Below are 15,747 nucleotides of genomic sequence, written 5' to 3' on the forward strand. Positions count from 1 at the left end.
CACTTCCTATTCCAATCTCTTATTTGCCTGTCTGCTCCATAACTGGTAAATAACAACGCCACCCATTAATATAAATAAAATAATGCAGGCAATCGCCGCTCCCATGGGTGCATTTGGCTGTTGAAGCTCATGTCCATAAAAGGTTCTGAAGAAAAATGACATCATTGTATCTGTCGAAAAATTAGGTCCTGCCAATGGTCCTTTTATTGCGTAAATCAAGTCAAATGCATTAAAGTTAAAAATGTAAGTCATTAAGGAAACTGTAGCAACCATGGGCATTGTCATAGGAAGCTTGATTCTAAAGAAGGTTCCTATCCCACTGCAGCCATCTACCGCAGAGGCTTCGATCAGTTCTCCAGGGATCTGTATCAGCGTGGAATAATATAGTAGGATAGGCACACCTAGATTCTGCCATGCTGAAATCAAAGCCATTGTATTTAATGCAGTAGATTCCTGCCCAAGCCATGGGGCAAATGCTCCTTCCAACCCAAATAAGCTCAAGAAATCTTCCGCGATACCCCAAGTCGGATTCAGCAGCATCTGCCACACAAAGGCTACCATAACAAGGGAGAGAACTACCGGAAGATATAAAATCGTCCGGTAGACATGCGTTCCCTTTGTCTTCGCCGACAGAAGCGCCGCAATGAGTAAAGCCACTGGATTCTGGATCAGCATATTGATTAAGAAAAATTTAAAACTATTCCCCAAAGCTCTCAAAAGCTGTTCTCTCCATCCAGGATCTGTAAGCAAGTCAATATAATTTGAAAATCCCGCAAAAATCAATTCTCTAGAATCATTTAATACATATAGACTCTGCTTCATTGAAGTAAAAATCGGGTAAATCATAAATAGTGTATATAAAACAAAAGCGGGTAAAACAAACAGTACGATACATTTTCGTTTTTTCTTTAATTTCATGGCTTTCTCCTATCTCGGTGTTCTGCCGGCAGCAATCTTAAATCCTATTCCTCGATCGGAGTATACGAGGATTCCAATCCCTTCTGCATTTCTTCCGCAACTTCCTGAGGTGTCATTTCTCCCGCAAACATCAGTCCAGTCATACGTATAATCTCTGCATCTGTATTAAATTCGCCTCTGGATAAATATTGATAGGCAATTCGCGGTGTGCTTTCTGCTTCTTCTGTCCAAGAGAACATTTCTAACGCAAGAGGATCCTCCAACTCTACTTCATGTTTGGAAAGTGTGAAAAATCCGGGGATTTCCTGATTCCATAATTTCGCGAATTCTTCTGTAGTTGTCCATTTCAAAAATTCGATTGCTTCGTCCCGATGTTCACTGGCATCATTTAGTGCAAGTCCCATATCAGGATGATTGCAGACATACCTGGAAGCTCCCTCTTCCGGCACAGGAACCTGGAAAGCTCCCATTTCAAAAGAGCCGTCAGACATATTATTAAAGACAGATACATCCCAGGATCCTGCCGGGAAGATCAACGCCTGCTGAGAAATAAAGAGATTCTGCATATCCGCATATGAAATTCCTTCATATCCATCTGGCAGATATGGTTTCCAGGCATCCAGGAATTCCCACGCCTCTATAAATTCAGGATCTGTGAATTTTTTTGTTCCATGAATCAATCCCTGGCGTCCTTCTTCACCTTTCACGAAATTCGGCGCCACCAAACTAAATCCGTATACAGAATTCACATAATCATCTCCGGTTCCAAAAGCAATCGGAATATAGTCTGTACCCTTGATCTCTTCACAAAGCTTCAGGAATTCATCCGTTGTTTCTGGAACTTCCAGTCCCAGCTCTTCAAAAGCCGTTTTATTGTAAATAAATCCGTGTGTGCATGCTGCCAATGGCACTCCAAAGATGTCTCCTTCATCTGTACTCCATGCACTGATCGCAAACTCTTCATACAAATCTTCATTAATATTCAACCCTTCAATATCATTAAGTTTTGCCAGATAACCTTCCTGATAAAGACTGGTCCGGTAATCATAAGGCTCCACCATGATAATATCTCCAGCAGTTCCTGCTTTCAGTTTTGTTGTCAACGTGGTACCGTATTCTGTATTCACTACACCATTAAAAGTAATGTCTACATTGGGATGCTCTTCTTCATACACTGGCAGAATCTTATCCTCCCAAACTGTCAGATCATCCGCTCTCCAACTTTCAATAATAAGTTCGACCTTTTCGCCGCTCTGTCCTTCCTCTGTGTCCTGGCCACAGCCGGCTAACATCGATAATACCATGATTCCAATTAAACAAACCGATATAACTTTTTTCATGATTTCCTCCTTCCAGGATATTTGCTATGGTAAAATTTCCGTCCCCAAATGATAGGGATCATGCGTCATGACAACAAAATCTGCCCGCTCTTTTACTAATTCAATACTGCTCCATATCTCCAGAATATTACAGAAACGGCCAGGCGGAGTAAAAGGCCAGCCATGTTCCTTATCTTCCTCCAGATTTTCCCGCAGAAACATAAGATCTCCTACAATCATATAATTTCCTTTTTCCGTATTTACGGAAACTGCGGAATGTCCTGGAGAATGCCCTGGCGTCGGAATTACGTAAATACCTTCTGCAATTTCTGTCTCTCCTTCCGTTAGTGTAAATTTTCTGCCCGCAAACGGCGGCGTAAGTCCAGTAGCCTTTGGATACTCATAGGAAGCCCAATAAAACGGGATTGGATTTAAAGCAAATTCATATTCCTTTCTGCTTACGATCAATTCTGCCTCTTTAAATTGTTCCAAATTAAAACAGTGATCCCAATGGAGATGAGTGAAAATAATCTTTTCGATCTCTGAAGTCTTAATCCCCATTTTGTGAAGTTGTTCGTGGATAGCCTGCCCGTTCTCTTGTCTGCCGTCATGATGATATTTCACTGAATGTTCTGTATCACTCATACCTGTGTCTACCAGGAATTTGTGACCGCCTCCCTCGATCAAAAAAGCAAATACAGGCATCTCCAATATCTTTCCAGTACCCTTGCGGAAGGTTGCGTAATTTCCTTTATCTAAATACTGGTAACCTGTTAAAATAGGCTTGATCGTATATGTCGTCATAATATGTCCCCTTTATTTGTCTAATGTTAAATTTTCTTCTTCAAATACCCGTTCCATATATTCTTTGGCAAGTTTATATTCTCTTTTCAAAATTTCTGGCTGGCTGTTAGGATCCCTATGGAAACCAGGGAAACCAGCCGCGCCGGGAACATCTTCTAATTCCAAAGAAATCGCTCCATTATATCCGATCTCAGAGAGCGCTCTTACCGTTGCGTTCCAATCAATCTTGCCCTTTCCCGGTCTCCAATGAGCATTGCTCTGCGCATCATTATCTGAAAAGTGCGCATGGAAAATACTTTTATTTACCTGATATACCACTACCTGCGCCATTTCCCCCATTGGGAACAAATGACTGGGATCAAGATTTAAACCGATATAGCGGTTATCCACTCTATCTAAAATGCGAAGCATTGAGTCGGCATTTTTCATAATTCGATGCGGATGAGGCTCTAAAGCCAGACGGACATCATATTCTTTACATACATCTGCCATATTGTTCAGAACTTCTATAAAATCCTCATAGTTCTTCTTAAAATCCGCTCCTTTAGGAATATCGACTGTCCAGGTCTGGCTTACTGGTCTTGTCTGCTCAAATGGAAATTCCAACTCAAATGGACAGGATGTACAAGTCGTCAAAAGATCTACGCCTAATTCCTTTGCTACTTCCACACTGGCGCGAAACTCATCCACACAGTTCTTCCGATCCTGCTCATAGATACTTGCCTGCCCTGATGGAAGGCAGAACAGATTCGTCAGTGTAAGCCCTCTATCAGCAATCAGTTTTCTTAGTTCCTTATTTGTCTTGGAGGTATAGTATTCTTTTCGGAACTCATTATTCCAAATCGTCAGCTCTACACCTTTAAATCCCAAATCCGCAATGCTGTTGATCGCCTCGTGATACGGCGGAGCCCAGCTAAAAACCCATGATGATGCACCTAAGAACATTTTGATTTCCTCCTATTTCTTCTCTACAAATTTTTTTGCGCTTTCAAAAGCTCTCTCATGAATGTCTTCAGAAGATTGTTCCCAATATTCTGGCCTGAACACCTCTACCGAACAATATCCGCAATATCCAATCTTATCCAGAAGATTCCTGGAAAGGTTTAAATCAATACATCCTTCAAATGGATATAAACGGTTTTTGTCCTGCAATTCTTCTGCCATACCTCTTTCACTGTCATTAATATGTACAATATAAAGTTTTTCCGCAGGTATGGATAGAATTTCATTCTGCGTGATCCCAGAACGCATGTAATGGAAGGTATCCAGTACAATCCCCAGATTTGGGGGACTTCCTGCCAGATCGATCAGTCTTAGAGCTTCCGTTGGCCCAGGTACCAGTGTATGTCCTCCGATCGGCTCAATCGCAAGTCTGATCCCTTTTTCTTCTGCTTTTTTTGCATACCAGGAAAACTCTTCTGCCTGCCGTTTCAGACCTTCTTCCACGCTCATCCACGCAGGTCTGAAATCTGGGCAAATCGTTAGAAGTCTGCATTGAATCCGATCCGCCGCATCAAGGGCACTTTTAAACTCTTCCCTTAGTTTTTCTGTATCTCGAAAAGCTGATACCAAAAACGGACATACACCTACAGGAATAATCCCACATCTTTCCATTTCCTCTGCCAGAGATTCTGCAGTATGATCTTTCAAATACGCTTTCAGCTTATCCCACCAGATTTCTACTCCGTCAAACCCGACTTTAGCCGCAAAGTGTATATCCTCTTCAAGAGAATATGGCATTGTGGTTGCTCCATTAATCGCTGTTAACAATTTTTCCTCCTTTCTGTGATATATCACAAATATATTTATATTATATTCTAACAATATCACTGCATTTTCACTTTGTCAATCATTTTTTTATTTTCCAAAAAATTGTCAAAAAAATAGCGCAAAGCGACAAGTTTAAATTGTCACTTCGCGCCACTTTCTATGCACTAATATATAAAGACTATTTCACTCCGCCAAACGGCAGATACTTCCCAAAAGCCGCCGGGATCGGATATTTCTCTTGGATTTCCTCCGGATGGATGAACAAAAATCCCTTTTCATTGGTCTTTTCCAATTCATCCACTCTCACCTCGTACCCGATCATATGCCATTCCACGTGGCTGAAAATGTGCTTCGCCTCCGGCAGTTTCTTGATCCTGACCGGCATAAGGCCAATCTCCTTGCTGTACTCTGTCACTTCTTTCCTGGACATATGCCCCAGATAATTAGGCAGTTCATACATGCCTGCCAGCAGTCCTTTATCCGGACGTTTGCAGATAGCAGTCTTCTCCCCGTCCCGGAATACCAGGATCGTGCGGTTCTCGTTCCGCCGGTCTTTTGCCTTGGTCTTTACCGGAAGTTCTTCAATCCTTCCCTCAATCCGGGCGCGGCACACATACGCCAGCGGACACTCTTCACATTTTGGCTGCCCGTTTGGCACGCACACAATTGCTCCCAGCTCGATCAGTCCTTGATTGAAATCGCTGGCCGCCTCAGCGGGAATCACTCGTTCCAGCTTCTCCTCCACCTGCTTTTTGGTACTCTGCTTCATAATATCGGAATCATCTCCGGTCAGCCGCATGATCACCCGCAGCACATTGCCGTCCACCGCCGGTTTCGGAATCCCGTAGGCAAACGAACAGATGGCTCCTGCCGTATAGTTGCCGATTCCTTTCAGAGAGCGGATGCCTTCATAGGTAACCGGAAACTCTCCACCGCAATCTGCCATCACCTGCTGGGCGGCTTTCTGCATGTTCCGCACCCGGTTATAGTAGCCAAGCCCTTCCCATAATTTTAGCAACTGGTCTTCCGGCGCCTCCGCCAGATCCTTGACGGTAGGAAGCGCGGAAAGGAATCTTTGGTAATAAGGCTTTACCGCTTCTACTCTTGTCTGCTGGAGCATGATCTCCGATACCCACACATGATAGGGAGAAGGCTGGTTTCGCCAGGGCAGATCCCGGTGATGTTCCCGGTACCATTCTACCAGCGGCCCCCGGATTTCGTAGAGTTCCGGATCTTCTAAGACCACCGGCACAGGATCCGCCGCTTCGATCCGGTCCGGCTCCACCTGGCAGTCATAGGCCAGGATTTTTACTCCTGCCGCGGCCGCTTTTTTCAAGGCTTCTCCAAATTGGGGATGGGTATTTATATTTGGGGTAAAATATCGTACGTCTTTCATCTGGATCACAAAAAATACGTACGCTTCATATCCATTTTGTATTGCCTGGATCAGTTCTTCCAGATGCTTCACCGCCCGTTCACTGGGCGCATCCGGGAAGCGCGCCGCCCCGTTGTCCTCCAGTGTCACACCTTTTACCTCGATCAGCGCCTTCTTTCCATCCGCCTCTACATACAGATCAAACCTGGAATTTCCATAGGTATATTCCGGCCGGATCCTTGTGATATTCTCGAATAAATGTCCTTTCTCCAGCCACTCCCGGACCACTTGATTGGGAATCTGGGAGTCCATGTTGATCAGACGGTTTTGCTTTTGTACCGCGATCAGATCCCATTTCGTCTTTCTCTCAGGGTTCTGTCCATCCTGGACATAAACTGCGGCTCCTGGAATCAGAAGTTCCCGGCATCGGCCTGTGTTTTTCACATGAACTGTTTCTTCCCTGTCATCAAGCTCCACATGGGCGATAAAACGATTGGGACGGTCTATAAACCTGCCTTCTTGGATCTTGTCATATTTCATCTTCCTGTCCTTCCTGTTTTCTTCCTTCTTGGTTCTTTTCCTCTTTAGCGCCGGCTAAAACAAAGGGCCTGAGATACACCCAGGCCCTGCCGTACGTATAGAACTCTGTTCGGCTTTTATTTTTCTTCTTTCTTGTCTTTTCCGGCTATCTGCTTTTCCTGCTTTTCCAGGAAATCCTGGATCGCTTCGTTCAGAGAAAGCATTTTTTCATCCAAAGTTGATACCATTTCCGCACATTCCCGCAGTTCCCGGCTGATATATTCTGGAGCGTTTCCCTCAAATTTATAATAAATTTTATGCTCCAGACTGGCCCAGAAGTCCATAGCAATCGTACGGATCTGTATTTCTACCTTCGTGTCCACCACGCTATCTGAAAGAAAGATTGGCACGGATACCAGCATATGATAGCTCTTATACCCGCTTTCCTTCGGGTTCTTGATATAATCTTTGATCGACAGGACCTTAAGATCACTTTGGTTGCCGATCATTTCCGCCAGTCGATAGATATCTGAGGTAAAAGAACAGATCAGCCGGACGCCCGCTATGTCGTTGACATATTTCACCATGTTTTCTATTGAAGTTTCATATCCGTACCTTCTCAACTTCTTGACGATACTTTCAGGGGTCTTCACCCTTGTCTTGATGTGTTCGATGGGGTTGTACTGATGGACATGCTGAAATTCATCATTCAAGATCTCCAGCTTGGTCCCCACTTCCTTTAACGCTGAAGTATAGAGAAACATGATCGTCTTCCAGCTGTCCACATCCTCATAATTCTTAATCGCATTCTGCAAGCACATCACTCCTCTCAAAAAGCCGAAGAGTTTATTCCGTATTGCTTAATAGTATACCATATAAGAAACAGAATTGTCTTGAATTTCATAGTAATTTAAGATTTAAACGTAACTATTCAGCCTTACAGCTCGGATTCGCAGCTGCCGCTGCTTTTCCGCCACTATCGTGGCTAAATCCTCGCTTATGGCTAAACGCCATATGTCTGACTGATAAAAAACAGCCCCTTGCAAGTAAACTTGCCGTGCTGTTTTTTTCAGTCAGCCGCATGGCTGAATAGTTACTTTAAAACTCAATCCCCTCTCTTGCCGTTGTCCCATGGTCATAAGGGTGTTTCACCTTGACCATCTCTGTCGCATAATCCGCAAGCTCCAACATCCGGTCCGATACTTCGTGTCCGGTCATAATGATCTCCAGTCCTCTTGGCTTATGTTGGAGAAAACTCATTAGTTTATCTTCATTCAGCAGGTTTAATTTTACCGCGCAGAGTATTTCATCCAAAAAAAGCACATCAAAAGGACTGCAGAACTTTACGATCTCATCCAGCGCCTTGGTGTTATAATGCTTTAGCTCTGCCTTTTCTTCCCCGTTCATCTGATTATAAAACTTTACCCGGTCCCGGCCGGGAAGGCAGGTAATATTAGGCACCTGTTCCAGAATCTTCCGCTCTCCGGAACTATTATTTTTTAAAAACTGGAAGACCAGCACTTTAAGATCTCTTCCAGCCGCCCGAATGACCTGGCCTACAGCCGCCGTTGTCTTTCCTTTTCCATTTCCGTAATAGATGTGTATCTTGCCGGTGCCTGTCATGGTTATTCCCCGCTTTCTCCTGTTGTTTTCCGCAGATCCGCGTCAGAAAAGTGGATTGCCTGCCTCTATTTCCTTTGCAGCCTTCCACATAAAAACTGCTGGTATAATAAAAATCATTGTTTTTATTATACCAGCAGTTTCTTATCAATTACAACTCTAGTTTCATGTCTCCAAATTGGATCCAGCCCTTTTTCCTCATAAACTCGGATACTGCCAGCGTCACCGCCGCCGGAAGGAGGATCTGGATCACAAGGATCTTCACCAGCACGGCCATAGCCGGCTCTGTCTGGATCATGGTCTGCCATGTCATGATCTGGCCTACCAGCCCGGCTGTTCCCATTCCCGATCCAGTCGCGTTGCTGGTCATGTGGAGCACCATTGTGCCAACAGGTCCAAGCACCGCGCTGGAAATGATCGCCGGAAGCCAGATCACTGGTTTTTTCACAATATTGGGAACCTGCAGCATGGATGTCCCGATCCCTTGGGCCAGCAGGCCGCCAATCTTATTTTCCCGGTAGCTGGCCACCGCAAATCCTACCATGTTGCAGCAGCAGCCCACGGTTGCCGCTCCCGCCGCAAGACCCGACAGATTTAAAATGATACCCAGGGCCGCGGAACTGATCGGCAGGGTCAGGATCATTCCCATCAGTACAGAAACCACGATCCCCATCAGAAATGGCTGCTGTTCTGTTCCCCAGTTGATCAGGGATCCAAGCCAATTCATAAAGCCAGAGATCGGCGGTCCTACCAGCAGGCCAATTGCCGATCCTGTCCCGATGGCCACCAGAGGCGTCACCAAAATATCCACCTTGGTCCGCCCGGATACCAAATGTCCAAAGAAGATCCCTACATATGCCGCGATAAACGCCCCTAACGGCTCTCCCGGTCCGGCATAGATCATCGAACCTTCTACCAGTACAGTCCCGGCCAGCAGATTACTGGCAAATGCGCCCACCATCCCGGCCGTGGCCGCGGAAATCACCACTAAAGGAGATTCTTTGAATTTATATGCCACCGCGGCGCCGATCCCGGCGCCCGTCAGAGAAGCGGCCACCTTTCCGATCACAAAGACAAAATCTCCTGCGGTTCCCCCTATCAAAGTTCCAATCTGCTGGATGATCGTCCCGATGATCAAGGTCGCGAAAAGCCCCTGAGCCATGGCGCTCAATCCCTCAATAAAGATTCTGTCCAGCATCTTCTTCAGTTTTTCCATGTTCTTTCTCCTTCACTTTGCAATAACTATGTCAAACATTGTAACGACATGTGTCTTGTCACCAGACAAGTTTATCATGTTATTTATATGAAATCAAGAAAAAGAACATTTGCTTTTATCTTTCTATTTTTCTATCCACACCATCATTGCCTCGTAAGGGCGCAGAATACCGCCTGCCGGCAGCGACTCATAATTGTGGATCAAAATCTGCTCTTCCCGGCAATCTTCCAGGAGTTCACAGGAAGCCGGCTCTCCTGTAAAGTTCGCCAGCATCCGCATCGTTTTGCCGTCCGCGTTTCTTTCATAAGCGAAAATCGCCGGATCATTTTCCAGCAGAAGCTGAAAATCCCCGTTCACAAAAATATCCTGTTCTTTCCTAAGGCGGATCAGTTTCTGGTAATAGTGATAAACAGAATCCGGATCTTCCATCTCTTTCTTTACATTGATCTCGGTATAATTAGGATTTACTTCTATCCAGGGCGTTCCCGCGGTAAATCCAGCGTTCTTTTCCTCATCCCACTGCATCGGCGTCCGGGCGTTATCCCTTCCCTTTGCGTAAATGGATTTCATGATCTCCGATTCCGAATATCCTTTCTCCATCCGCTCTTTATACATATTCAGCGTCTCAATGTCCCGGTAGTGGCTGATATCCGCAAATCGCACATTTGTCATGCCAAGCTCCTCTCCCTGGTAAATGTAAGGCGTTCCCTTCATACCATGGAGCACTGTGGCCAGCATTTTCGCGGACTCCACGCGGTATTTCCCGTCATCTCCCCAGCGGGAGACGATCCTTGGCAGATCGTGGTTATCCCAGAACAGACTGTTCCAGCCCTTGTCCATCAGTTCCGTCTGCCATTTTGCCAGGTTCCGTTTCAATTCCACAAAAGGCAGCGGCGCCAGGTCCCATTTTTCTTTTCCTTCTTCCTGATCCAGTAAAATATGCTCAAACTGGAACACCATCGAAAATTCACTTCCATCTGGATTACTGTACAGCTTGGCCCGCTCCACATCAGCGCCCCAGGCCTCCCCTACCGTGATCAGATCTCCCTTTTGGAAAGTCTCTTTACTCAGTTCCCGCAGAAATTCATGGAGCCGCGGTCCATTGTTGGTGATCCCCTGATCCGGTTCCTTGGCAATCTGGTCGATCACATCCAGCCGGAACCCGCCTACGCCTTTTTCCATCCACCACAGGATCATATCATAGATCTCCCGGCGCACCTTGGGGTTCTCCCAGTTCAGATCCGGCTGTTTCACAGAAAACTGGTGGAAATAATACTGGCCGATTTCCGGCACCCACTCCCAGGCCGGGCCGCCAAATACAGATTTCATCTCATTAGGAAGAACGCCTTCCTTCCCATCTCTCCACACATAATAATCATGATAAGGATTGTCCTTGCTTTTCTTTGCCTCCTGGAACCAGCGGTGCTCGTCAGAAGAATGATTCAGTACCAGATCCATCACAATACGGATATTCCGCTTCCCAGCTTCCTGGATCAGCCGCTCCATATCTTCCAGATTTCCAAACATGGGATCAATATCCTGGTAATCGGAAATGTCATATCCATTATCATCCTGTGGCGACCGGTAGACCGGCGAAAGCCAAACCGCATCGATACCTAAATCCGCCAGATAATCCAATCGGCTGGTGATCCCCGGAATATCTCCGATCCCATCCCCGTTGCTGTCCTGGAAACTCCTGGGGTAAACCTGATAAACCACCGCTTTCTGCCACCATTTTTCCTGCTTCTTCATCATCTGTGTATCCTCCTTTTTCAGTTGGGGCCGGGGGATTTTTAAAAAGCCCCCGGCCCCAATTAAAAATGCCCTGTCCCTTTTTGATATTCAACAGTTTCTCACTCTATCGCTCCTGCATCTGATGATGGTATTCTTCAAGAGCTTTTTTCATCCTCGCCATGTCCGGCATCCGCCACTCCCAGTTTGGTGAGCCTACCGTCCCCGGTGTATTGATATGTCCTTCCCGGCCAAGTCCCAGAATGTCAGCCATAGGCACAACCGCATATTCTGCCCGGCTCTTCCAAGTATACCCAAGGAGCCGGTCTTTTATGCTGCCCTGGCCAAAGCCCTTGCGTTTCAGGAAACGGCGCAATTTGCGCTTTGCTGCCGTTGTCAGTCCCTGATACCATTCCATCAGCGTGTCATTGTCATGCGTTCCTGTATAAATGATCATGTTTTCTACATCATGGAACTCATCGTAAGCGTATTTTCCGTCCGTTTTCAAAGAGAAAATTAGAATTTTCATCCCCTTCAGATGATAATGCTCCTTCAGTGTCAGTACCTCTGGCCGCAGATCTCCCAGGTCTTCTGCTACCAGGCTGACTCCCGGAATTTTCTCCAAAAGGGTGTCTATCACTTCATATCCAGGCGCTTCCACCCACTCGCCCTCAATTGCGGTAGGGCAGGACGCCGGAATCTTCCAGTACGTGTCAAATGCCCGGAAATGGTCGATCCGGATAATATCAAAAAGCTTTTGATTATAACCAATCCGCTCTACCCAAAATTGGTATCCGTTCTTCTTCATATAGTCCCAATCGTAAATGGGATTGCCCCACCGCTGTCCGGTGGCGCTGAAATAGTCTGGCGGCACTCCCGCGATAAACACGGCTCTTCCGTCCCGATCCAAAAGGAAATTCTTCTTTCCCGCCCACACGTCCACAGAGTCAATTCCCACATAGAACGGCACATCCCCCATAATTCGGATTCCCTGTTCACTGGCCTTTTCTTTTACCCGCATCCACTGGCGGAAAAATTCATACTGGAGGAACATCTGATATTTGGCTTCCGCCTCCTCTGCTTTTGAAAGAACTCTTCTTTCTTCCGGCCAGTTTTTATCTTCTTCCTTCCACTCGTTCCAGCATTTTCCCTCATTGGTCTGCTTCAGGGCCTGGAACACGCCGTACTCTCTTACCCAAGATTGAGCGGAAAATTTTTGATAGTCTTCTGCCATTTTCAAATCATTCTGAAGTACGGACTCAAAATTTTCAAAGGCTTCCCGCAAGTACGGCTCCTTGAACGCCCGTACTTCCTCGTAACGCACCCGCCGCTCTTGTTCTAAAAACGCTTCCGGCCGTTTATCTAACAGTCTTTCCTCACAAAGCGGCTCTAAACTGATATAGATTTCATCCCCCGCACAGGAGGAATAGGGCTGATAAGGCGAGTTTCCGTAGCCCACTGGGTTCAGCGGCAGTATTTGCCAGATTTTCACGCCGTTCCTGCCAAGAAGTTCGATGAATTCATACGCCTGCCTGCCCAGCTCTCCCACGCCGGTCCGGGAGGGGAGGGCAAAGACGGGCATCAGGATGCCTGATTCTCTCATGGTTTACCCCTTTCAATAACTCTATTTATGGTTTTATTTTATCCGATTGTGGAAGCTTTTTCAATTCACGTTTGTGACCTTCAACTATACTAAATTGACATTTTATGTGCTTGGGATTTCACTTTTACGAAATCGACATTTTATCCTATGGAAATACCATATATCCTTGATTCAGACTAAGGTGGGCCTTCAACCTATGTGGAGATATAAATTTAGAAAATATATACCAGTCGCTTTGCTCCAGCCATAGTACGTTATCCATTCAGGGTCTTGTCCTTCCGGGGTTTTCTTGTCCAAGTATTTATAATCGCCAAATCCTTCTGGACATCCCGCCCAAAAAGATTTATATTGATACTATCCGATTATTACGAGGTGATGACTATGTTCCGTTTATGGGGAAAAGAATGGAAGAGCAACCATCTGGTGCGGGACACCGTAATCTGCGACAAGACCGATGATACCAGAACCCACAAGATCTTTCACGCCCTGGAAGAAATCTGCTACGAATTCGATCTAAGCAAGCCTATCTGGCTGGATTCCACCATAGAAGAATTCAAGCGCCACAGCAAAGCCCGATTCTATCAAGATAATTTCGTAGACTCCATTGACTTTGATTATCTGGAAATTGAGGTTATCGAAGAATAGAAATGCCAAAATTCTGGAAAGGAGACGGTTCCTATGATTTCTATCCCTGGTCTTTCCATAAAATATCTGAAGCGGCAGCCTTACAGCGGCTCACACCGCGGAATGAGATTCCGCCTGCATGTTCCCAAAGACAGCGAAACGATGGATGTTTGCATCTATGCGGAACCCTGGTGTTTCGATGCCGCTCCAGAGGAAGAAAAGACGCTTCGGGAATTTCCATTTACCCAGGAGGGTCTGGATGAGGCAGTCCAGTGGCTGAACCATTCCTACGAAGAAAATATCGAATACTGGAAAAAGCGAGACAAAAACAAAATGAAATAATTCCCCATTTTGCTTTTACTATTTTTTCATCTTTGGATCGAAAATCAAAGAAGCCAGATAGCCAAAAATCAGCGCCGCCGAAATCCCGGCGGCGCTTGCTTTAAATCCGCCGAGAAAAATCCCTATCAGTCCTTCCTTGTCCACCGCTTCCCGGACACCATTCCACAGAAGATTCCCAAAACCGATCAACGGCACACTGGCGCCAGCCCCAGCGAATTCCTGAAAGGGCTGGTATATCTGCAGCGCGCCTAAAACCGCGCCGCTGCATACCAGCAGCACCATGATCCGGCCCGGCATAAGCTTAGTCCGGTCCAGCAGAATCTGTACCAGTGCGCAAATCAATCCTCCGATCAAAAAAGCCTTGAGATAGTCCATATTGTCCCTCCTTTTCAGTTGGGGCCGGGGGATTTTTAAAAATCCCCCGGCCCAAATTAAAAATGCCCTGTCCCTTTTTCGCTTTCAACAATGTTCCAGCACGATTCCATGGGCGATTCCCGGCACGCTGGCTCCTTCATTGAAACTTACCGTAGACATCAACGCTCCTGTCGGCACGAACAGAACTCTCTTCCATTCGCCGCTTTCCAGTTTGGGCAGGATATATGCGGACAGCGTTGCCGCGGCGCAGCCGCAGCCGCTTCCCCCAGCGTGGGTATCTTGTTTTTGCTGATCATAAATGATCATCCCGCAGTCCATATGATTTTTCTTAATATCCCATTCTTTCCCCCGCATAAGATCAAACAAGATACTCTGTCCCACATATCCAAGATCCCCCGTAATGATCCGGTTATAATCTTCCGGCATCCGCCCAAAATCTTCCAGATTCTGAATGATGGTATCGCAGGCCGCCGGCGCCATACAGGCCCCCATATTCTGGGCATCTTTCAATCCGTAATCCACGATCTTTCCCACTGTGACCCCTGTGATCTTCACGTGGCTTTCCCGTTTTCCTACAAGAAACGCGCCGCTTCCCGTTACGGTCCACTGGGCAGACAAGGGTCTCTGACTCGCGTAATTTAAAGGAAAACGGAATTCCTTTTCCGCGCTTCCAAAGTGGCTTGACGTCACTGCCATGACCGTCTCCCCATATCCAGCCGCCACACTCATAGAAGCCAGAGCAAGCGCTTCTCCGGATGTCGAACAGGCGCCGTACAATCCAAACAGCGGGATCTGAAACTTTTCGACTCCAAGGGAGGTAGCAGTTCCTTGCCTGAGCAGATCGCCTCCAAACAGGAACCGGATTTCTTCCTGCTTCATCCCAGCTTTCCCAAGAGCAAGCACACAAGCCTGCCGCTGCATGGTGCTTTCCGCCGCTTCCCAGGTATCTTCCCCAAACATAGGTTCATGGCATACGGCGTCAAAAAATTTCCCCAGCGGGCCATCTCCTTCCTTCTGCCCTACAACAGACGCGCTGCTGATCATATAAGGAGCCTGCGAAAAGGAAATGCTCTGCCTGCCCAGAATCGGACTTCCCTTCAAATTGTCCTCGCCCATGTTGTCCACCTCCCTAATTTTTCTACAGTATTCCAATACTTTTTAAAATCCAATAACCAAGGCCCAGAAGCCAGCTCGTAAAGACTCCATATAAAATCACCGGCCCGGCGATCGTGAAAATCTTGCAGCCAATCCCCATAACCTGACCTTCCTTCTGATACTCGATGGCCGGAGCCGCCACGGAATTCGCAAATCCCGTGATCGGCACCAGCGCTCCCGCGCCGCCCCATTTCGCTAGTTTTGGGTAAATTCCAAAACCGGTAAATATCACGCTCAAAAGGATCAATATGATTGAAGCCCAGCTTCCGCAGACATCCTGTTCCATTCCCCTAGCCTTACAAAAATTCAAGATCCCTTGTCCGTTCACACAGATCAGGCCGCCAGTTATAAAGGCCCTGGCCATATTAACCGGCAG

General features: G+C 46.5%; 16 protein-coding genes. 2 read left to right on the forward strand and 14 right to left on the reverse strand.

The window, feature by feature from the left end; all coding sequences use genetic code 11:
- Window positions 1–6 precede the first annotated feature (6 nt).
- The 11 genes from FND36_14540 to malQ form a co-directional block, all read right to left on the reverse strand.
- A complete protein-coding gene (locus FND36_14540; protein QDW75148.1) occupies window positions 7–918 on the reverse strand; it encodes a sugar ABC transporter permease in 912 nt (303 codons plus the stop codon).
- Between the two features lie 44 nt (window positions 919–962).
- Window positions 963–2,258 (reverse strand): carbohydrate ABC transporter substrate-binding protein, encoded by a 1,296-nt coding sequence (locus tag FND36_14545; GenBank protein ID QDW75149.1) that lies wholly within the window; start codon window positions 2,256–2,258, stop codon window positions 963–965.
- A gap of 24 nt (window positions 2,259–2,282) precedes the next feature.
- The gene (locus tag FND36_14550; protein QDW75150.1) at window positions 2,283–3,041 is read right to left on the reverse strand and encodes an N-acyl homoserine lactonase family protein; all 759 of its coding nucleotides are present in this window, start codon (window positions 3,039–3,041) and stop codon (window positions 2,283–2,285) included.
- Window positions 3,042–3,053: 12 nt separating this feature from the next.
- Window positions 3,054–3,986, reverse strand: a complete 933-nt coding sequence (locus tag FND36_14555) for a sugar phosphate isomerase/epimerase (protein QDW75151.1) — start codon at window positions 3,984–3,986, stop codon at window positions 3,054–3,056.
- Window positions 3,987–3,998: 12 nt separating this feature from the next.
- Complete coding sequence (locus FND36_14560) at window positions 3,999–4,811, reverse strand: sugar phosphate isomerase/epimerase (GenBank protein QDW75152.1); 813 nt, start codon at window positions 4,809–4,811, stop codon at window positions 3,999–4,001.
- Between the two features lie 178 nt (window positions 4,812–4,989).
- A complete protein-coding gene (gene sfsA / locus FND36_14565) occupies window positions 4,990–6,726 on the reverse strand; it encodes a DNA/RNA nuclease SfsA (protein ID QDW75153.1) in 1,737 nt (578 codons plus the stop codon).
- Between the two features lie 116 nt (window positions 6,727–6,842).
- A complete protein-coding gene (locus FND36_14570) occupies window positions 6,843–7,526 on the reverse strand; it encodes a GTP pyrophosphokinase family protein (protein QDW75154.1) in 684 nt (227 codons plus the stop codon).
- Between the two features lie 277 nt (window positions 7,527–7,803).
- Window positions 7,804–8,328 carry a cob(I)yrinic acid a,c-diamide adenosyltransferase gene (locus FND36_14575; GenBank protein ID QDW75155.1) on the reverse strand — a complete coding sequence of 175 codons (525 nt, stop codon included), beginning with the start codon at window positions 8,326–8,328 and terminating at the stop codon, window positions 7,804–7,806.
- 148 nt (window positions 8,329–8,476) lie between these two features.
- Entirely contained in the window at window positions 8,477–9,541 is a 1,065-nt protein-coding gene (locus FND36_14580; protein QDW75156.1) for a PTS sugar transporter subunit IIC, read from the reverse strand.
- A gap of 123 nt (window positions 9,542–9,664) precedes the next feature.
- A complete protein-coding gene (locus FND36_14585) occupies window positions 9,665–11,293 on the reverse strand; it encodes an alpha-glucosidase (GenBank protein QDW75648.1) in 1,629 nt (542 codons plus the stop codon).
- A 106-nt stretch (window positions 11,294–11,399) separates the two neighbouring features.
- On the reverse strand, window positions 11,400–12,875 hold the full coding sequence (gene malQ, locus FND36_14590) for a 4-alpha-glucanotransferase (protein QDW75157.1): 1,476 nt from the start codon (window positions 12,873–12,875) through the stop codon (window positions 11,400–11,402).
- A 381-nt stretch (window positions 12,876–13,256) separates the two neighbouring features.
- On the opposite strand from malQ, the gene FND36_14595 reads away from it, so the two are divergent.
- Window positions 13,257–13,520 (forward strand): hypothetical protein, encoded by a 264-nt coding sequence (locus FND36_14595; protein QDW75158.1) that lies wholly within the window; start codon window positions 13,257–13,259, stop codon window positions 13,518–13,520.
- A gap of 33 nt (window positions 13,521–13,553) precedes the next feature.
- Window positions 13,554–13,841 (forward strand): GNAT family acetyltransferase, encoded by a 288-nt coding sequence (locus tag FND36_14600; GenBank protein ID QDW75159.1) that lies wholly within the window; start codon window positions 13,554–13,556, stop codon window positions 13,839–13,841.
- Between the two features lie 18 nt (window positions 13,842–13,859).
- Here the strand turns inward: FND36_14600 and spoVAE are convergent, their stop codons facing one another.
- The 3 genes from spoVAE to FND36_14615 all read right to left on the reverse strand — a co-directional run bounded on the left by spoVAE (window position 13,860) and on the right by FND36_14615 (window position 15,735).
- Entirely contained in the window at window positions 13,860–14,216 is a 357-nt protein-coding gene (spoVAE, locus tag FND36_14605) for a stage V sporulation protein AE (protein QDW75160.1), read from the reverse strand.
- A gap of 84 nt (window positions 14,217–14,300) precedes the next feature.
- Complete coding sequence (locus tag FND36_14610; protein ID QDW75161.1) at window positions 14,301–15,332, reverse strand: stage V sporulation protein AD; 1,032 nt, start codon at window positions 15,330–15,332, stop codon at window positions 14,301–14,303.
- Between the two features lie 22 nt (window positions 15,333–15,354).
- Complete coding sequence (locus FND36_14615; protein QDW75649.1) at window positions 15,355–15,735, reverse strand: SpoVA/SpoVAEb family sporulation membrane protein; 381 nt, start codon at window positions 15,733–15,735, stop codon at window positions 15,355–15,357.
- Between the last annotated feature and the right edge of the window lie 12 nt (window positions 15,736–15,747).

Source organism: Lachnospiraceae bacterium KGMB03038 (assembly GCA_007361935.1).
In the GTDB taxonomy this organism is placed as follows: Bacteria; Bacillota; Clostridia; order Lachnospirales; family Lachnospiraceae; genus Massilistercora.